Source organism: Paenibacillus cellulosilyticus, from assembly GCF_003182255.1.
GTDB lineage: Bacteria > Bacillota > Bacilli > Paenibacillales > Paenibacillaceae > Paenibacillus_T > Paenibacillus_T cellulosilyticus.
In genome coordinates this window covers 105634-124415 of sequence record NZ_QGTQ01000014.1, presented here as the reverse complement: position 1 = coordinate 124415, position 18782 = coordinate 105634, and the positions used below count along the sequence as shown (strand labels likewise).

Annotated in this window: 14 protein-coding genes and 2 other annotated features; of the genes, 5 read left to right on the top strand and 9 right to left on the bottom strand. The window is 50.8% G+C overall.

Annotated features, from left to right (window positions below; all coding sequences use genetic code 11):
• Window positions 1-65 precede the first annotated feature (65 nt).
• Complete coding sequence (locus DFQ01_RS17885; RefSeq protein WP_174812588.1) at window positions 66-899, top strand: SDR family oxidoreductase; 834 nt, start codon at window positions 66-68, stop codon at window positions 897-899.
• Between the two features lie 268 nt (window positions 900-1167).
• Here DFQ01_RS17885 and DFQ01_RS17880 read toward each other — a convergent pair whose 3' ends face one another.
• The gene (locus DFQ01_RS17880) at window positions 1168-2916 is read right to left on the bottom strand and encodes an SGNH/GDSL hydrolase family protein (protein WP_110045266.1); all 1749 of its coding nucleotides are present in this window, start codon (window positions 2914-2916) and stop codon (window positions 1168-1170) included.
• Window positions 2917-3127: 211 nt separating this feature from the next.
• The gene (locus DFQ01_RS17875) at window positions 3128-4825 is read right to left on the bottom strand and encodes an RICIN domain-containing protein (protein WP_110045265.1); all 1698 of its coding nucleotides are present in this window, start codon (window positions 4823-4825) and stop codon (window positions 3128-3130) included.
• A gap of 367 nt (window positions 4826-5192) precedes the next feature.
• Here DFQ01_RS17875 and DFQ01_RS17870 point away from each other — a divergent pair, with 367 nt between their 5' ends.
• Window positions 5193-5690, top strand: coding sequence for a CYTH domain-containing protein (locus DFQ01_RS17870; RefSeq protein ID WP_110045264.1), 498 nt, complete (start codon window positions 5193-5195; stop codon window positions 5688-5690).
• 67 nt (window positions 5691-5757) lie between these two features.
• On the opposite strand, the gene DFQ01_RS17865 is transcribed toward DFQ01_RS17870, so the two are convergent.
• Window positions 5758-7143: an MFS transporter gene (locus tag DFQ01_RS17865; RefSeq protein ID WP_245946768.1), complete on the bottom strand. Its 1386-nt coding sequence runs from the start codon at window positions 7141-7143 to the stop codon at window positions 5758-5760.
• 180 nt (window positions 7144-7323) lie between these two features.
• Here DFQ01_RS17865 and DFQ01_RS17860 point away from each other — a divergent pair, with 180 nt between their 5' ends.
• Both DFQ01_RS17860 and DFQ01_RS17855 read left to right on the top strand, forming a co-directional pair.
• Window positions 7324-8169: a helix-turn-helix transcriptional regulator gene (locus DFQ01_RS17860; protein WP_245946767.1), complete on the top strand. Its 846-nt coding sequence runs from the start codon at window positions 7324-7326 to the stop codon at window positions 8167-8169.
• Between the two features lie 91 nt (window positions 8170-8260).
• Window positions 8261-8520 (top strand) — a binding site (T-box leader).
• A gap of 70 nt (window positions 8521-8590) precedes the next feature.
• A complete protein-coding gene (locus tag DFQ01_RS17855) occupies window positions 8591-10291 on the top strand; it encodes a glutamine--tRNA ligase/YqeY domain fusion protein (RefSeq protein ID WP_110045263.1) in 1701 nt (566 codons plus the stop codon).
• A 395-nt stretch (window positions 10292-10686) separates the two neighbouring features.
• Here DFQ01_RS17855 and bshB2 read toward each other — a convergent pair whose 3' ends face one another.
• Together bshB2 and DFQ01_RS17845 are read right to left on the bottom strand one after the other, a co-directional pair.
• Window positions 10687-11349 carry a bacillithiol biosynthesis deacetylase BshB2 gene (gene bshB2, locus DFQ01_RS17850; RefSeq protein ID WP_110045262.1) on the bottom strand — a complete coding sequence of 221 codons (663 nt, stop codon included), beginning with the start codon at window positions 11347-11349 and terminating at the stop codon, window positions 10687-10689.
• 18 nt (window positions 11350-11367) lie between these two features.
• The gene (locus DFQ01_RS17845) at window positions 11368-11712 is read right to left on the bottom strand and encodes a YojF family protein (RefSeq protein WP_110045261.1); all 345 of its coding nucleotides are present in this window, start codon (window positions 11710-11712) and stop codon (window positions 11368-11370) included.
• Between the two features lie 627 nt (window positions 11713-12339).
• Between DFQ01_RS17845 and DFQ01_RS17840 the strand changes: the two genes are divergently transcribed.
• A complete protein-coding gene (locus tag DFQ01_RS17840) occupies window positions 12340-13023 on the top strand; it encodes a transcriptional regulator (protein ID WP_110045260.1) in 684 nt (227 codons plus the stop codon).
• Window positions 13024-13384: 361 nt separating this feature from the next.
• Here DFQ01_RS17840 and DFQ01_RS17835 read toward each other — a convergent pair whose 3' ends face one another.
• The 4 genes from DFQ01_RS17835 to DFQ01_RS17820 form a co-directional block, all read right to left on the bottom strand.
• The gene (locus DFQ01_RS17835; protein WP_110045259.1) at window positions 13385-14185 is read right to left on the bottom strand and encodes an alpha/beta hydrolase; all 801 of its coding nucleotides are present in this window, start codon (window positions 14183-14185) and stop codon (window positions 13385-13387) included.
• Window positions 14182-15204 carry an ABC transporter substrate-binding protein gene (locus tag DFQ01_RS17830; protein ID WP_110045258.1) on the bottom strand — a complete coding sequence of 341 codons (1023 nt, stop codon included), beginning with the start codon at window positions 15202-15204 and terminating at the stop codon, window positions 14182-14184. The genes DFQ01_RS17835 and DFQ01_RS17830 overlap by 4 nt, the downstream gene beginning before the upstream one ends.
• Before the next feature lie 70 nt (window positions 15205-15274).
• A complete protein-coding gene (locus tag DFQ01_RS17825) occupies window positions 15275-16477 on the bottom strand; it encodes a helix-turn-helix domain-containing protein (RefSeq protein ID WP_110045257.1) in 1203 nt (400 codons plus the stop codon).
• A 147-nt stretch (window positions 16478-16624) separates the two neighbouring features.
• Entirely contained in the window at window positions 16625-18496 is a 1872-nt protein-coding gene (locus DFQ01_RS17820) for an arginine--tRNA ligase (protein ID WP_110045256.1), read from the bottom strand.
• Window positions 18497-18541: 45 nt separating this feature from the next.
• Window positions 18542-18761, bottom strand: a binding site (T-box leader).
• Window positions 18762-18782: the final 21 nt, after the last annotated feature.

Sequence of the window (18782 nt, the reverse complement as noted above, 5' to 3'; positions counted from 1 at the left end):
GCCGGCCTATGCTTACTAGGTAACCACTTTCATGATAACAACAAACGATAATGGAGGCAAAACGAATGAGCAAAGTATATGTCATTACAGGCGGTTCCGGTGGGATGGGCAAAGCAATTGCTCGACGTGTCGGCAAGCAGGGTACGGTGCTTCTTGCTGACGTAAGCGCTGAGCGATTGGATCAAGCGATCGCAGAGCTGGCTGCTGAGGGAATAACAGATGTCTCCGGCCAAGTTGTCGATATTACGAACGAAGAGCAGGTTGAGGCACTTGCCGCTTCTGCTGCCAAGCTAGGCGAGCTTGGTGCAATCATTCATACAGCCGGCCTATCTCCCACGATGGCGGATGGACGCCGCGTGATGGAAGTCAATATGGTCGGAACCGGACTTATTCTGCGAGCATTCCTGCCGCATGCCGTACCTGGCTCCGTCGCGGTATGCATCTCATCGATGTCGGCATACTTTATCCCGCGCAACGAAGCATACAACGATCTGCTCAAGCACCCGCTTGCACCCGATTTCCTCGACCGCATCGAAGTATTCACGCAAGGAAGATCGGATGCAGCCTACGGTATTTCGAAGCTTGGCGTTCATCTCATCGTAGAGGAACAGGCTTGGGATTGGGGGCTCAAAGGGGCTCGCATCGTCTCCGTCTCGCCGGGCACGATCAATACGCCAATGGGACGCCAAGAGGCAGCAGCAAACGATAGCATGAAATGGCTGCTGGACAACACGCCGCTCCGCCGCGAAGGCGAATCCAGCGAAATCGCTGGCGCCGTCGCCTTCCTCTGCAGCAGCGACAGCTCGTATATAACAGGCACCGACATCCGTGTCGATGGCGGTACCGTGGCGCGCACGCAGGACAAGCTGGCCGCGATGCGGGCGCAGCATCAGGCTTAGAATGAATACCGAAAAACCCAAGGAACAGCCGATTGTTCAGCTGCATCTTGGGTTTTTGTATTTTGGCGTTAAGCTAGCGGTTGCCACAACGACTAAACTGGTGTATTTGCTTCGTATGGAATTCTAACGGTTGCAGAAGGGCTTAATGCGGCGGAAACCGATTATTGACGGTGAAAACCTGCCTGATAAGCGCTTCAGCAACCGTTAGCCTTTAAAACATTTGATTGCTAGGCTCATAAGCACCGTGGCAACCGTTCGCGTGATCTCGCTACTCTACATATCCGAATCCAAGTATCGTAAACTTTTGATCCGATTGACCTGAAGCCATCATAATCTCTACGGTATGCTCCCTGGCGACAGGTTCATTGTACAGGATGACTGCTGTGCAGTGAGTCCAGTTGATCTCGTGCGGGTCAGCGTCTCTCGTATGTAGCCCGTCGACCCAGATTTCTGCACGGCCGAATTCGCTGCTGCCCGAATCTTTATACACGAGCAGCAGACGTCTGCTGCGAATGGTCATCCTGAAGCTTTCGCCGCCCGATTCACCGGTATGCATCCAGTTGTTCGGGAATTGCGGTGAGCCGTATGGATGATCGTCCATCTCTGCCATTTGCAGATCAGCATCCGTGGCGGTGAAGCTGCCTGGCTCGATTGTCACGAGCCCTTCCAGGCTGCTGTTTCGATCCAACAGTTTCGTGCCGACGAAATCATTGCCGATGATCGGCGGTTTGTCGATGATAATGTCCTCTGACACAGGATGTGCCTGGTCTGTCTCGGCAAACAAATGCGCCAGGCAGTCCGCCATCAGCCGATGGCCGGCATTCGTTGGGTGATAAATATCGTAGAAGAACTGCCGCTTCGAAATTATGCGGCCCTCATCCGTTCTCAGGCTGAACTGTTCAACGACAGCGTCCTTAATGCTGACCATCGGAAGTCCGTAATGGGTCCCGACGGGCGATAGACGATCCTGAAGGTTCCAATCGTTCATGAATACGGAGAATAGCAGGATCACGGCAGGTCGATTATCGGATGCCAAAGCGTTCAGAGCCAAACTCTCGTAGCAGACTCCATTCGTCTCGTCTCCCGCATCGTTCACTGCAAATTCGATAATGACAATATCCGGCTTCACTGCCCCATCACGAAGCACATCTCGATCATATCGAACGATGCCGAGTTCAGACGGCGTGCCCCCTACACCTGCTTTGATTAAATGAATGTGATCGCGGCCGACTTGACCGAACATCTGCTTGAATTGCATATAGGAACGATAAGCATAGCTTTCGGTATTTATCGGTTTGGCTCCTGCACCCTGCGTGATGGACCCGCCAATATAGGCAATCGTAACGTCCTCTCCTCGCTTCGCTTTCTCAATCGCAGCCTTCAGCCTATCGTTATTCCCTTCGCTTAGCAATGACTTCGCTAGCAATGCTCGATAGGCATCCGACTCATAGTCGACAGGAGATTCATGCTCGACCGCCTGAACCTGGTAGCCATCATGCAAATAGAAGATAATGCTTGCAGTTCCAAGCGCCCCCTGCCGATCGAATTCGATCGCCATCTTGCCCGGAACATCATCATCAGGTGACCATTCTTGTTCTTCCAGCACTAGAATCGCTTCCGTACCGTCAGTTGGAACCTTGATACGAAGCTTCGTCCCCGTCTCGCACTTCCGAGTACGTCCCCAATTCTCCATGGCAAACCATGCCGATGCTTGATCTCCGTCTTGTGCCTTCACGGATATGCCGATGCTGTGGACAAGCCGTCGGAATCCAGTGCATTCGGTCAATAGCTGAAGGATTGATTCATCGGTCACGCCTCCTGTGAATAGGACCTTATCGATAAACTGCCGCCCTTCCAAATAGATCTCCTGCGAGAAACGTCCATCCGGACGGGCTGTCGCCTCAACGATCGATTCGAACATCAGATAGAAGCTGCTGCGCTTATCGACTGGATCTCGCGGTGCGGCAGGGCCGCCTTTTACAACGTCGTTCACTGCAGCTAGGTTATGATCTGTCATTCAAGTAACTCCTCCTTGGCGAATGAAACTTAAACCATGTAAGCGGTATAGGAAATTGTAGCATCACGTGCGGCGAACGAATACCTGCCGATCTATACTTCTGCACCATTAAATCTAATGAAATGCGATGAGGCTCCTCCTCTCCTAAAAAAACGTCCCGTATGACGGACTAGACGTCATACGGGACGGACCATTCATTGTTTAAATGGAACTAATTTATTTTGACCAACTGCCATTGTTGGTTCAGGTCGCCCCGATACCAATTCTGCTGGATCAACGCTCCGTTCGACGCAGAAGCATTCGCTACCTCTACCGCCTTGTTGCTGTTCACGTTGATGATGCTGTAATAGCCGTTGCTCAGCTTCAGCAGTCGGAACTGCTGAGCCGTATTATTGTAGCTCTGCATGAGTTGAATCGCCTCGCCATTGTTGGACGTGCCGTTGCGGACATCCATCACTTTGCCATCGGATGAACTTACGCTCGTCAGTCTGTACAAGTTATTGTAAGTGCCCTGGTCTGCAATCACCCATTGCTGCGCGGTTGCGCCGTTATCCGTATACTGCTGCAGCTGCAGCGCGTTGGTATTCTGGCCGCCTGGTACGTCAATGACCTTGCCAGAGGCACGGTTGACGAACTTATAAGTCGCGCCGTTCGTCAATCCATTCCATATGCCATTCCATGGATTAAATTGCGCGCGCTCATAATACCACTCGAACAGGAAGCGCGCCATGCCATCGCGCGTTGCATCGCCATCGTACTTCAAACCTGCTGTCGGATCAGCGAACGAGCTTCGCGTGCCAGGGTCGAGAATGAAGCCGTTCATATGCGCTGCAATGCTGACGTTGCCTGCCGCAGTAAAGATCGCTTTCGTGTTCTTGCCGAAGCCCTCATTCGAACCGTTGAACAGGCTCCAATAATCGGAATCGCCTGTCTGCTTCTTAAACCAAGTCGTCTCCGTTATATTGATCGGATAGTTGTCGGCGCAAGGCTTGATGGTCGTGTTCCATATTTGCTGAAGCGTTGCGAAATCGTCATTCGCGCCATAACCTGGATACCAATGGACCGAATATCCGACATTGTTCAGCGGATCCGTCAGCGGATTCGATGCGCACAGCTGGTAGTATTGATCCCAGCCAAGTCCCGCTGCCCAGATGACGTTATCGGCGCCTTTGCCTCGAATCGTCGAAATGATCGAGTTCTGGAAATTCTTCAGCGAGTTCCAGTAGTCAACGAAATTGGACTGCGAAGGATTGCCTCCCCATACGCCATTCACATCAGATAGCACAGGCTCGTTAATGAGCTCGAACATCACGTTGTCCGCACTCTTAATGGCAGTCTGCGAGGCAAGATAGCCCCAGATTTCATTGAATTTGGCTAAGTTCGAGGACGTCGTGGCTTTGTTGTCCAGCAGCGTAAAATCCAGTCCAAGCGTTACGTACAGCCCTTTGGTCTTCGCGTAATTGATATAAGGAATGATTACATCCTGCGTCACGCTCTGCAAGCCTGCGAAGCTGTAGGTTCCCGCCGCTACATCGCCCATATCTTCGCGGTCAATGAAGAGACGTACTTGGTTCATATACCAGCCGTGCGAATTGCCATACTTAGCCGAGGTGTCCGTGAAGGTATCGGTGATGTCTTTCAAATACGCAAGAACTGCGGCATGCCGATTGTTGCCGTTCTGACTCAGGTAGTAGTTGCTGCTCTGGTATGTCCAGTAAGACCCAGATGGCTGATGCCAGCCGCTGAGCAGCACGGGCTGTCCGCTGCTGTTCACGAGCTGTTTGCCGCTGACATGGAGCTTCGACATCGGCATTCCCGACCATGCATTCGCAGATTTGCTGTTAACCAGCATCGGCGTCATGATCAGCGCTGCAAGCAGCAGCAGTTTGATGGACCAACTTGCTTTCATTAATTCCTCATCTCCTTATTTTCTTCAAATTTGAAGTATGTAAAGTCTTGGTAGTTACGAGGCTTATCCCCTTACAATGAATGCGTTTACAAGTGAAAGTGTATCACCCTCCTCTTCGATCCGAATACCTGTCTAAATTCATAGAATAACCTGTCAAAATCTAGCAGAATGTTATTTGTATCGTAACGAATTCTCTAATATGAACGTTACACAATTCCGATTCAGAATTGCTTCCGCGAAGATGGTATAATAGCTGAAACAAAGTGAAACCGATGCTTCCGTCCTTATCGGGTGCATCGCGTACCATTCCGGGAAATCCATATACTTAACCTGGATTGTTCATCAAGCCAAAGGAGACGTGCAGCAAGTGTTGGAAATCGAAAGTAAATTTCTGTTAGAGAACGATCCGAAGCAGCTCATTGAAGATGGCGTTATCACTTTCGTGTCCGAGCAGCGGATTGAGCAAACCTATCTTGCCATAGATGAGCAGCAAGAAGTACGTGTACGGCGATTGGTTGACCTCACATCCAATGAGGTGCATTACACCCATACCTTCAAGTCAGGAAATGGCCTGATCCGCGAAGAGATTGAATACGAAATTACAGCGAGCATCTACGAGCAGCTGATGAGCGGCCGCAAGCTGATTCCGCTGACGAAGAACCGAATTACCGCGAAGTGGGACGATCGTGTCGTCGAGATCGATATTTACGATCAGATTCAGCTGAGCGTGGTGGAGGTTGAATTCGATTCCGAGGATGCCGCGCATGCATTCGTGCCTCCGGCTTGGTTCGGCAAGGATATCGGCTCCGAGCGCCAATACAGCAACAAGAAGGTGTGGCGGGATTTGCAGAACGGCAGCATTTAATTGGAACTCAAAAAAAGACCAATCCCGTGAATGCAAGGGATTGGTCTTTTTGGATAGACACGGGGAGCTATGACTTCTTCGCCCGCCCTACCATTAGATAGGACAGAAGGCTGCCGCCTAACAAAAGAATGGCCGTGATGAGCAGCGACGTATGCATCCCGGACAGGAATGATTCGCGTGCACTTACGATCATCCCCATCATCGCAACGCCTAATGTTGCCCCCAGCTGCCGGCTCGAATTAATCATTCCGGAGGCTGTGCCTACTTGATCCTTAGGTGTTGAAGAGATCACGGCTGCCATCAGTGATGGAATCGTAAGCGATATTCCGTACCCCAGCAAGAGAAGCCCCGCCAAGGTGAGCCAGTAGCTTGTCGTGACATTCACTCCGACTAGCAGCGCCGTCCCTGCTGCCGCAGATGCAAAGCCAACTGTCATCGGCAGCCGCGGACCCCGTCGGCTGACAATACGGCCTGTAAAGATTGGATTAATCGCCATCGGGATCATCATCGGCAGTAAGGCAATTCCAGCTGTATGGGCAGACAGCCCTCGTTCCTGTTGGAAGAACATCGGGATAATGAATAGAATGCCTGACAGCCCGATATTAATGAGCAACCCAGCTGACATCCCTGCAGTTAGAGAAGGACTGCGAAATAGCTGAAGCGGAATGAGCGGTGTCCTGCTGCGGGCTTCAACGACGATGAATAGAGCCATACCCGCGAGCGCTAATCCGAATGCTCCTAGAATGACCATGGAGCTCCATCCGTAAGACTCCCCTTCCATCAGAGCGTAAGACAACGCCACAATCGTCACGATCGCTAGCAGCTGACCCGCAATATCGAGACCGCGCTGCGGATTGCGAGCCGTCTCTTGGACGGATACCCAAGTGATAACGAGACTTACAATGGCAATGGGGAGATTCAGTAGAAAAATGCTGCGCCATCCAAGTGAATCGACCAGCACTCCCCCTACTACCGGTCCGGCTGCTAATGCGATTCCCGTTACAGCCGCCCATATGCCGAGTGCCCGAGCCCGTTCCCCCGGATCGGGATAAGCATGTGCGATGAGCGTCAGCGAAGCCGGCAGCAGCGCTGCTCCACCGATACCTAGTACAGCTCTCATCGTTATAAGCGCGCCAATCGAAGTGACAGCTGCTGAAATGCCCGAGGCGGCTAGGATGAGCAGCAGCCCGCCGACGAATAACTTTTTGGCACCAAATTTATCGGTCAGCGTTCCCATCGACAGCAGCAATCCTGCGAATACAATCGTATAGGCATTCACCACCCATTGCAGATCAGACATTCCTCCACCCAGCTCCGAATGAATGGTGGGCAATGCCACGCTAACAACGGTCATATCCAGCAGGACCATGAAGTACCCCAGCGAAATGCCGAGCAGAAAAATAAGCTTGGCCGAACGTGTTAGAATTTTGGACTGTACCATTACTTCTTGCAATCGAATGACTCCCCTTCCTCATTGACGTGGATCTCGTGCTTGCTAAGCGTATAGCAGATCGTTTACATAAACGAGATGCCCCGTTATCCTAGGAGTAATCATCCTACCATTAAGTGTGTGTTCAAAAAGATCGGTTTTCAGCACCGAGAAAACGACCTCTTTAAGAAGGGAAATAACCGTATGCCCATGGAACAATCGGAACAGGAACGGCTGCATGAACTGGCCCTCTTCCTGAAGACACGTAGAGCCCGCCTCACACCGGAGCAGGCCGGCCTGCCGAATACCGGCCGCAGACGCACACCCGGACTTCGGCGCTCGGAGGTCGCTCAGTTGGCATGGATTAGCGTCGACTGGTATACGAGACTAGAGCAAGGACGGGACATCCAAGTATCTGCTCAAGTGCTGGACAATATCGCAAGCGCACTTCAGCTTAATGCAACAGAGCGTCGTCATTTATATGTGCTGGCACTGCAGCAGCTTCCAGCGGACTTCACGCAATGCGTCGGCACCATTAGCCCGCTTCTTCAACGTTTCCTCGATCAGCAAGGGACGAGTCCCGCTCTTGTGACCGACCAGCAATTGAACATCGTCGCATGGAACAAGGCTTCTAACCTGATATACGGGGACTACGAGAGTATGTCTGTTCGTGATCGCAACGCCCTCTGGCGGACGTTCACTTCACCGTATATCAAACAATTGCTGCAAGAGAAGTGGGAAGCGCATGCTCGCCACCGAATCGCACAGTTCCGCGCCAATTATGGCACATTCACAAGCGATCCCGAGTGGATTGCGTTAGTGGATGAGTTGAGCGAGATCAGTGAACCGTTCCGAACCTGGTGGCAGGAGCATGACGTGATCGTAGGACCCGAAGGCAAGAAGATCAACTTTCATCCTACCGTAGGACGACTCGAATTCGACCAAATCTCGTTCCTCGTATCCGATGCACCGCATCTTACCGTCATTGTCAACATGCCCTCGAACGAAGAAACGATTACGCGTGTACAGACGTTGCTTGAACTTGGTTAACATTTGACAAGGGAGACATAAGCAAACGCACATTCCATGAATATCTGTTTACAGGAATGGAAACGATTTGTTATCATAGGTCCAATATGATTCACAAGCGATGATGAGAAGAGTAGGGAAAGCCGTTCTTCTACAGAGAGCTCCGGCAGATGAGAAGGAGCGAAGAGCGTTTCGCCGAACCAAGCCTCTGAGCAGCATGTCGGAACCACGTACGGGGATGGCATGACGGGAGCTCCCGTTACAGAGCTAGAGTATAAGCATTGCCGTGACCGGTTATGCCGTACTTGAAAAGGTTAATATGGCGACATATTAATGAACCTGGGGTGGCACCGCGACGAGTTCGCCCCCAAGACCAAACGTCTTGGGGGTGAGCTCTTTTTTTGTCGGATTACAACTTCATGTTCATAAGGAGGCGCCATATATGAATGTTGAAAAAGAGCATGTAAACGAGCATTTTCTAGACCGTCTAATCCACGAGGAGCTTGAACGGAGCCCGTTCGACCGGGATATGTGCACCCGTTTCCCTCCCGAGCCGAACGGCTATCTGCATATCGGCAGCGCTTATGCGATCCATACGAATTACACGATGGCACACAAGCACGGCGGCAAGTTCCATCTGAGATTTGACGATACGAATCCGCTGAAAGAGGATCTTGAATATGTGAACGCCATTATCGGAGACATCAAGTGGCTTGGCTACGATCCAGGCTCGCATATTTATTATGGCTCGGATTATTCGGAGACGTTCTATAACGCTGCGGTGACCTTGATCAAACGTGGCAAAGCGTTCATCTGTGACCTGTCGGCAGACGAAATGACAGCCTATCGCGGAACGCTGACCGAACCGGGACGGAATAGTCCTTATCGCGATCGAACCGTGGCGGAGAACTTAGATCTGCTGACGCGTATGCGAGATGGCGAGTTCCCGAATGGAGCGAAGACCGTTCGAGCAAGGATCGATATGAGTTCGCCGAATATGAATATGCGCGACCCGGTGCTCTATCGAATCATTCATGCGGAGCATTATCGAACGGGGAACGAATGGTGCATCTATCCGATGTATGATTTTGCCCATCCGATTCAAGACGCGGTTGAAGGCATCACCTACTCCCTCTGCTCGATCGAATTCAAGGATCATCGTCCGCTGTACGAATGGGTTCTGAATGAGCTGGACATTGCTGCTCCGCCTAGGCAAAGGGAGTTCGGTCGGCTGAACTTAACGGGCGTCGTCACCAGCAAGCGATTCCTGCGGACCTTGGTGCGGGACGGTTATGTAGACGGCTGGGATGATCCTCGTCTTCCAACGCTGCAAGGCTTGCGGAGAAGAGGCTTCACGCCATCGAGCATTCGCAGCTTCGTCGAAGCCATTGGCGGCATCCGTACGGAAAGCACCGTCGATATATCGCTGCTCGACCACTGCCTCCGGCAGGATTTGAAGGAAACAACGACAAGTCTTATGGCAGTTATACGCCCGCTCAAGGTGGTTATTACCAACTATCCTGAAGGTGAAACCGAGATGCTGTCGGTCGAGAACAATAGCGACAACAAGTTGTTGGGATCGCGGGAGGTGCCATGGAGCCGAACGCTTTATATCGAGCGGGAAGATTTTATGGAGGAGCCTTCTCCGGGCTTCCATCGGCTGGTGCCTGGTGGGGAAGTTCGGCTGAAGGGCGCCTACTTCATCCGATGCGAGGACGTTATCAAGGACCCGGATACTGGTGAAGTGGTCGAGCTGCACTGCTCCTATGACCCGATTACGAAGAGCGGCACCGGGTTCACGGGGCGCAAAGTGAAAGGTACGATCCACTGGGTATGTGCAGCCTATGCGGTTAAAGCAGATGTTCAACTGTATGAAAAGCTGCTGTTGGAACAAGACATTCCGAAGACGAATGATGGAGATTGGGCGGACATCATTAACCCGGAATCGAAGGTGATCATTCGCGATGTGCTCATTGAACCTTCGGTTGCCGACGCTATTAGTGTGGGTGTGGGTGCCGGAAGGGATCGAAGATATCAGTTCATGCGGCATGGTTACTTCTGCGTCGATACGAAGCTGACAACCGATGAACGGCTGACGTTTAACCGGATTGTGCCATTGAAGGATAGCTGGAATCGGAAGTGATTCGTTCGAGGATTGATGTGGGGTCGTGCGGTTGCTGATGATTGTGTCGCCTTGATAGTGTCGCCATTGAGGTTGCGCTACGCAGCATACGCAGCTGTACACAACGCCGAATTCAGCTATACGCAGATGGTGGGCAGCCGCAGTAGTCGTGGGCAGCCGCAGGTGTCGGTAGGCAGCTTGTAACGGCTGCCACAGCGGCTATTGTGGGGTTTATGTGTTTATAAAAAATCTAACGGTTGCAGCGGGCCTTATTGGTGCAGAATCAATGGATTCCGTTCGCAAATACACCGAATAGGCTCCCATGCAACCGTTAGTGTTCGAAAAGCTGCTATTGACGCTAGGGAAGCGCTGCTGCAACCGTTAGAGGTGTCAGCGACATTTTACAAATCAATAGGTTAGTCGTTAAACCGATACGTCCAGAAGCGCTCTCTGCCAAAGCGGTCCTCCAGCTCTCGATCCGACAGCTTGTTCTTACCCATCAACTCCGGCGCTTGGAACTGGGAGCGATGCGCTCGAATCGACGCAATCTTATTCTCAAGGAAGCCTCTCACGTCAACGATAACGTCCGCATGACCGATGTCCTCCGTCGTATTCTTGGAGAAGGCCATGCAATGAACAATTGGCCGGTCCTTCTTCGGCATCGCGGCAACCGCACGAATAACCGCCGCACCGGTGGCATCATGGTCAGGATGCACAGCGTAGCCAGGATAGAACGTAACGACTAATGTTGGACGAAGCTCCTCGAGAAGTTCGCTGATCTTCCCGTCCAGCAGCTGCGGTTCCTCGAACTCGATCATTTTGTCATGGAATCCGAGCAGCCTCAAATCTTGTATACCGATCGCTTTGCAGGAAGCCTTCAATTCTTCCAGGCGAATCGCTGGCAGCGTCACACGATTGGCAAAAGGCGGAACGCCCATATTCCGGCCCATCTCGCCCAATGTCAGACAAGCGTAAGTCACCTTGGCACCATTATAAATATGGATCGCCAGCGTGCCGGATGCTCCAAACGCCTCATCATCCGGATGCGGCAAAACGACGAGAATTTGTTCGTGGTTCATATGTCTCCCCCTCTTCCCTTAGAACGGCTGCTTGCTCAGCTGCAGTGCGACAACAAGTTTCCCCTGACCGTCATGGCCCGCCATGATCAGTCTCTCCGTGTCCAGCTGCTCGTAGTGAGTCAGCCCTTCGGTGTAGATCCAGCCAAGCTCCATTTTCAAACCGATCCGATAGGGCCCGTCACCTGATATTGCTCCGTGACCGAAGCGAATCTTCGTATTCGTAATGAAGATCGAAGCCGGATGCTTGTTGCTATCGAAATGAGCAGCATATGCGCCCGTCGTCATCTCCAGATGGATGTATAGATCCTGATTCTTCAAGGCTTCGATTCTTGCTTCAACGTCTGATTTATTAATAAGCTCCATCTCAGCGCCTCCTCAACTGACCACTTGTACATGTACATAACAAACACTACTTACAAAAGCATAGCGTAAATTAAAAGGAAGGGCAACGTTGACGCTTGTTCGACTTTCATTCTATGCGCTGATAATCGTATGCGACTGGGGATCTGGTGTTCGAATTATACTAGTTTGGTCTAACGGTTGCCCGAGCGCTTAATTGGCACGTATCAGCGTTTTCCCAGCTCTAACGGATGCGATCGCGCTTAACCAACTATTATCTCCTCGGATTGACGCCATACTGACGCTTTAAGCTCAACTGCACCCCTTAGCCATCAGAAGCAGCCTATTTCCGCTCATTAGGCTGTGGCAACCGCTAGGTCATTAAAGTTAAGGCCGATGCCAACTGAACGGTCGAGCTCCCCTACCATCCAGCATCCATCCATCCATTCATCTATCCATCCATTCATACATCATCCTCCATTCATTACTTATTAGGCTGCCATCTTGTACAATTCCATCCGGTATGTTACAGTCGTCTCATATTAATCGGTGTGAAGAACATACCGCTTCGATACGTCCTGCTCCAGTGAGCGTCGGCGTATAGGGGCGGTTTTTGTTTTTTAGTCCAACATTTCGATAGGACGGTGACGTATGAGTAGGTTTGACGAGGCTTATAAGCGTTGGATGGAGCAGCAAGTTGCGGAAGCCGGGAGCGTTAGACGAAGGGAATTGTTGCAGAAGGAATTGAGCAGAGGGTCGATCGATTTCTTGCAGTATATCTGGTTTCCCGTTATCGGTCATTTCGATCACTTATATCCGGAATATGAGATTCGAGATTTCAATAACGGTTATCGCTACCTAGACTTCGCCTATATGCCGGGCAATGCAAAGGGCTGCATAGAAATCCAAGACTATCGGAGCCATGCGCGGGACATCGAAGTCAGCCGCTTCAAAGATCTATGTATGAAGCAATCGCTCCTGGTGCTCGATGATTGGCTTTTTCTCCCGATCGCTTATTTATCGATTCACGATGATCCTGGAATGATCAAGCAGCTTGTCCTTTCGTTCGTCGGAAAATTTCTGGCCAACGCCGTGTCTTCCGATCTTCACTGGGCGGAAGCCGAAACGCTAAGGTTCGCTCATCGTCTGCTGCGTCCAATTACGCCTAGCGAGTTGTCCAATCACTTGCAGCTGTCGGATAATCGCACGCGTGTCTTTCTACGAAGGCTGCTGGATAAGAAGCTGATTGAAGTTGCAAGCGGGAATATGCGATATCGCACCTATCGTCTCTCCGGCAATAGTGGAATCGGGGATTTCGCATCATCATCGCGTTAACGGTTCTCACCGTTGCTATTGCACATAAATCGCGGGTTAGAAAATTGTAATGGTTGCTATAGAGGTTAGTTCGTCCAAATGATGTTGTTATCGATGGAAAATGACCATTTAAGCTCTCCGGCATCCTTTATCCATATCAATCATAGGTTTTATTCAAAATAAGCCTCAACACAACCGTTGCTAAGAAAGTGCTGGCAGCGTTCAGGCGGGCAAGCCGGGCGGGCGGGCAAGCCGGGCGGGCGGGCAAGCCGGGCGGGCGGGCAAGCCGGGCGGGCGGGCAAGCCGGGCGGGCGGGCAAGCCGGTCAGGCTGCCGAGAATCTCGACAGCCTGACCGGCTTCGTTTTCTTAACAATAAAATAATTACGACCAAATAAACCGAGGAATTTGTCCCAACGTAGAAGGTATGACGCTCACATGTTCTGTATCTGCGAACGTAAACCGTTCCAGTGCAATCCCCTTATCCAGCAGCGGCTCCATTCCTTGCGCGACAAGTGCTGTCCCTTCCAGCATGTCCGGAAGCTCATTCGCGCCTATCGCAAGCAGCAGCCGAACGTTTCTGTTCTGCTGCCAGCTTGCCCGGAACGATTCGAGCTCCTGCAGCACCTTGTTATCGGCCCACCACACCGAGGAGCTCCCAGCGATATAGTGTGAGAATAGGTGTGATCTCGTGAATAACGTATGCAGCACCAGCAATCCGCCAAGTGAATGCCCGACAATGGCTTGCCGATCCCGATTAATCGGCCAACGTTCCGCGATAACGGACATCAGTTCATTTTCGATAAAATCGAGAAAATGATCTGCTTCGCCGTTCGGCGGCCAAGCTCTTCCATCTGGACGCACGGGCAAGGCGGCGCCACCTACGTTCATAGTGAAATCGCGGCATCTGCGATCGACATCGAACGGCTCGCGTGACGGATAACCGATGCCAATCACGAGAATAGGGTCATACCCTTTTGGCTTGCGCGTCTGAAGTCTGACTGTCTCCGCGAGTGTCAGGAATAAGGCATCGCCATCAAGCGCGAACACTACCCCGTAACCTTCTGCAGGTGCCTCAACCGACGGAGTCGCTGCCATAATACGATAATCCAATCCTCTGTCCGAGGTCACTTCAAATTCCGTATATCGATCCATTAGGTAAGGCACTTCTGTCCACTTACTCATTGCTGCAGAAACCCGATCACATCGTCGATGACCTTCCCTTGTGCGTTATAACCGCCGCTGAGCCAGTAGTCGCTTGTTGTCTCAAACACATGTCCCGCTTTCACTGCAGAAGCACTCTGCCACAACGCGCTGTCCTTCAGCTCCTTCAACGCGCTGTCGCCTTGATGCCCATCATTGACTAGGAAAATATAATCGGCGTCCAGCTCAGGCAGAATCTCCAGCGATACCTCAAGCGCACCGCCTGTTACGACTTCGCTCTGTGCGAACCCGAGCTCTTTCGAAAGAACGGCTCCGCTATAGTAATCGCCGTTCATGAAGAACATCCCTTTGGCATTGAACCGGATAATGACCGCCTTATGCCCTTCTATGCTACTTGCCAGCTTCTCCTTGGCATCTGCCACTTTATTCGCATACGCGGTGATAGCCGCCTCAGCCTGACTTTCCGCTCCAACAATCGTTCCAAGCTTCTCGATCGAGCTGTTCACATTAGCTGAGGCATTATCGAACACATAGGTCGGGGCGATCTTCGAATACTGCTCATAGATGCCCTTCTCCGCGTAATACTTGTTGTGCAATACGATTAGGTCCGGCTTATACGCCAACACCTGCTCAGCAGACGGAAGTCCGCTTGCGAAGCTAAGCGCTGGAACGCTGCCCAATTTATCCTGCAAATAGTTTTGCGGTTCTACCCCATTGGACCATTGCGCTATCGGCAGGATGTCCAAGGAGATTAGCTGATCCTCCAGCATCGGTGCAAATATGCGAAGCGGCTTGGCTGGGAGCGTTACCTCATGCCCCAGCTCATCGGTTAGCTTGATCGGATAAGCAGCGGCTTCTTCTTCCGTCTTCGCACTCTCTTGATCTGACGATGTATCTGTTGAATCATTTTGCGCCTCAGTCGTCGTCTTCGTCTCTGCGTCACTGCTTTGCTTCTCGTCTGTACCACATGCGCTCAATACTGTAAAAGAAAGCAGCAATGCACTCAGCCATAATAGATGTTTCCCCGTTGTTGTTCTCATTCTAGACCCTTTCTTGCTAAGCATCCTTCGTCACAACCCCTGTCGTTGATAATGATTCTCACTAAAGGAATTATAGAGTAACGAGTTTGGCTGCTCCATGGACTAGAACAGGAAGAGGGGATGGATTATTACCTGTTAGCATCACATGTGCTTCCTCCAACATTCGTCGAACGGCAATGGCCGAATATTCGAACCACGGGTTCGATGGGAGAATATACACCTGTCCATTCTGCACCGCTTTGAGACTTCTCCATCTACTCTCATGCTGAAGCTTCAGCCAGTACATGCGAGTTTCCGCATTGGGACAAATAATGAGCATTAATCGTTCCGGATTCAACTCGCATAGCTGTTCGATCGTCATTGGCATATTTACGACTTCTCGCTGTTCAGGCACACCTCCTAGAGCTAAATCCGTATACAGCACATCCCGAATACCCGGATTGCTATACAGGAATAGCTGTTCGTCGAACAAACGCAGCGTAACGAACCGTTCGCTTCCCGCCTCCGCTGTGATCGTCTCCTTCACCTCAGCGAGCCGTGATTCATAATCGGCTATCCATCGTTCGCCTTCCTGCCTTCTCCCCAGCACACGGGCCATCTCTCTCAGCTGGCTTCTCCAATCCGTTCTACTAACGTTAAGCAGCTTGACGCCGCTCGCTGCGACCAGCTCTGAGCCTTGCGAGGATAACGCTTTATCGGTAATAAGCACATCTGCTTTGGCGTGCTGAATAAGCGCTAGATTGTCCGCCTCCTTCACATTCTCTGCGCAATCTAGATGAACTTGAATATCCTCTCGGTACAAGCCGTAATAGTAAGGTGTCCATTTGGGATCAATCGGAGCAGCCACCGGCAGCTTGCCGAGCGCGAGCAAATTGCCAAGCGATGACGTTGTCCATACCGCGACGCGCCTCCATGCCTGCTTGCTGTATACGGAGGGTGAGACACCCACTTCTTTCTTAAATTTTCGGCTAAAATAATACTCGTCGCTATACCCGACCCGACTGGCAACCTCGCGGACATATAGATTCGTGTCCCGAATGAGCTGCTTGGCATGTCCCATTCGAATGGCAGTCAAGTACTCCATCACGTTCTGACCAAATGCTTTGCGAAACGCCTCGCCAAAATAATTGGGACTAAGCCCCGCAAGCCTAGACAATTGGTCAATTGTTAAAGGTCTGTCGTAATGACTGACCATATAGGAACGAACACCCTCCAGCGTCAGTTGTCCCTCTTCTTCGTTCGAATGTAAGGCTTCCATCTCCATACCACTCATCCACCGTGCCTCTTGTCATTTATTTACTGCGACGTATGTCAGAAGACATTGTGAGCGTAGCATATTTAAGTGATAATGAAAATCATTATTATTATAAAAAGTAGGGAAGATGAAGAAACGCGCCCGTCGATTGGCGCGTTTCTTCATTTACATACGATTCGGTGTGGGTAATCCAAGAACGGATAATGCATCGCCGATCGTCTCTTTGCATTTCAGAGTGAGCCACAGTCTTAAAGGCTTCTTATGTTCTTCAGCCTTCAGAATCGGACAAGCCGCATAGAAATTGCTGAACAAAGCAGCCAGCTCATGCGTGTAATGGCATATCCCATTCGGGGACAATTCGCGACTTGCTGCATATAACGTATCCGGCCAAGCCGCGATTTGTCTAAGCAGCGCATATTCGGCTTTTTCAAGCTGCTCTATCGTGTCTGGAACAGTAGGCTGCATATTAAAATCTGACTCCGCTCTGCTCAATATATGAACGGCACGGGCATAGGCATACATTAAATACACGCCTGTATTACCCGTTATTTCGGTCGCTTGCTGGATATCGAATACAACCTCTGTAGACAGATTATAGCGAAGCAGATAGTAACGAATCGCCGCAGCGGCAATGATTCTGCTCGATAGACCGCTTTTATCTGAGCGTTTGTTTTCAATAACAGTCTCCATACGGTCGAGCAAATCGGATATTTTGATCCCGATCCCTTGTCTGCCCGACATGGCATACGATGCCTTACCGTCCGATGTATCAATCCCTAGCTCTCTTGCAGCCGCAGGACTTAAGGAGACGACGCCATAACTAACATGACGAAGCTTATCCGCTTGCTCGGTATAGCCCAATATCTCAAGCGCCTGTTTCACCATTGCTTGCGGGTATTCCTGTCTATAGTCAATCACATTGATGACCATATCCGCCTTCCCATAAGAAGCGCCAGCTCCATTGCCGCTTGTCGTCCACAGCGCATCAGCAAAGCGTTTATACTTAAAGTCCTGGTCCAGCAATCCGAACTTCCATAGATGATAGGCGATGTCCTTCGCCGTATAGGTCAAGATTCCGTTGGAACGAACCAGCACTTTATCTGCCTGATGTTCCGCATCAGCAGCGTCCTCATCTGCAGAAGCTTGTTTTAGCACCCAGCATCCTTCAAGCTTACCTTCGGTTTCTTTATAGAACTGTTTTGTCCCCTTTAGTAATGAAAATGCCGCGGTCCAGAACCCTTCCCTCACAATACTGCTTTCCCAAACGAGGAGATCATAGCTGATCCCAAACGCGCTCATCTCTTCGAGATGCTCACGTACGATACGTTCCGCTACTAGCAGCCCCACCCATGATAGGTTCTCATCCCCCTCTTCAAGTGAAAGAAGCACGTTGGTTCTTTCTTCAATTAATTGCGGATTGGTTTTACCTTGATACGCTTTATTCACGCTCGAATAAACATCCCAGCAGAAGTCGCCGAAACGATCATGTTCCTTCTTGTGTGTAATGTTCAACAATCCCACCACTGTATCGGCAAGTTGATTGCCTAAGTCATCGATATAGTTATGGACTTCAACAATGAAGCCCGTTCTTCTCAACATGCGGACGAGCGCATCACCGATACAGGCATTTCTCAAATGTCCAATATGTGCCGACTTGTTCGGGTTAATCGACGTATGCTCAATAACGACCTTCTCAGCTTGATGCGTCGGCAGCTGGAATTGTCTCTGCGCCCATTGCCCCCAGTTGATATACAAATTGATAAAACCCGGTTGCGCCACTTCTACTCTGCTGATCAATTGATCAACGTTCCCGTCCTGCTCTAGCTTAGTCTTCAATAAAGTAGCGATTTGGATCGGCGCCTTCCTTAATACCTTCGCAAGCTGCATGGCGGCGTTCGTCGAATAATCGCCATGGTCAAGGTGGGCGGGCTGTTCAATCTGAATTCGGATGTTGGCAGCACCGTCTTCTACCCCTAGCTCAACGAACAATGCCTGAACTGACTTCTCGATACGGTTAACAATCAACTGACTTATCATGGGATAACCCCCTATGTGTAAAATAAAAAAAGCTTTCGTCTCCATAAAAGAGACGAAAGCTTCTGCCAACGCGGTACCACTCTTGTTGTTAAACATCGATATGTTTAACCCCTCGTCAGATAACGGTCTTCGCCGTGACTTCCTACTCCATCGTTCAGAAGTCATTCTCATGGGTCCGCTTCGCCATGCTCGCAGTACCGGCTCTCACCAATCCCGGCTCTCTTTGACTTGCGTACACAGCTACTCTCCCAATCTTAGAATTTATTGTATTTCGTAAATTATATCC

Excerpts from the sequence above, each read along its gene's own strand:
- DFQ01_RS17885 (WP_174812588.1), top strand. The coding sequence starts at position 66 with ATGAGCAAAGTATATGTCATTACAGGCGGTTCCGGTGGGATGGGCAAA.
- DFQ01_RS17880 (WP_110045266.1), bottom strand. The coding sequence starts at position 2,916 with ATGACAGATCATAACCTAGCTGCAGTGAACGACGTTGTAAAAGGCGGC.
- DFQ01_RS17875 (WP_110045265.1), bottom strand. The coding sequence starts at position 4,825 with ATGAAAGCAAGTTGGTCCATCAAACTGCTGCTGCTTGCAGCGCTGATC.
- DFQ01_RS17860 (WP_245946767.1), top strand. The coding sequence starts at position 7,324 with ATGCCCATGGAACAATCGGAACAGGAACGGCTGCATGAACTGGCCCTC.
- DFQ01_RS17855 (WP_110045263.1), top strand. The coding sequence starts at position 8,591 with ATGAATGTTGAAAAAGAGCATGTAAACGAGCATTTTCTAGACCGTCTA.
- bshB2 (WP_110045262.1), bottom strand. The coding sequence starts at position 11,349 with ATGAACCACGAACAAATTCTCGTCGTTTTGCCGCATCCGGATGATGAG.
- DFQ01_RS17845 (WP_110045261.1), bottom strand. The coding sequence starts at position 11,712 with ATGGAGCTTATTAATAAATCAGACGTTGAAGCAAGAATCGAAGCCTTG.
- DFQ01_RS17840 (WP_110045260.1), top strand. The coding sequence starts at position 12,340 with ATGAGTAGGTTTGACGAGGCTTATAAGCGTTGGATGGAGCAGCAAGTT.
- DFQ01_RS17835 (WP_110045259.1), bottom strand. The coding sequence starts at position 14,185 with ATGAGTAAGTGGACAGAAGTGCCTTACCTAATGGATCGATATACGGAA.
- DFQ01_RS17830 (WP_110045258.1), bottom strand. The coding sequence starts at position 15,204 with ATGAGAACAACAACGGGGAAACATCTATTATGGCTGAGTGCATTGCTG.
- DFQ01_RS17825 (WP_110045257.1), bottom strand. The coding sequence starts at position 16,477 with ATGAGTGGTATGGAGATGGAAGCCTTACATTCGAACGAAGAAGAGGGA.
- DFQ01_RS17820 (WP_110045256.1), bottom strand. The coding sequence starts at position 18,496 with ATGATAAGTCAGTTGATTGTTAACCGTATCGAGAAGTCAGTTCAGGCA.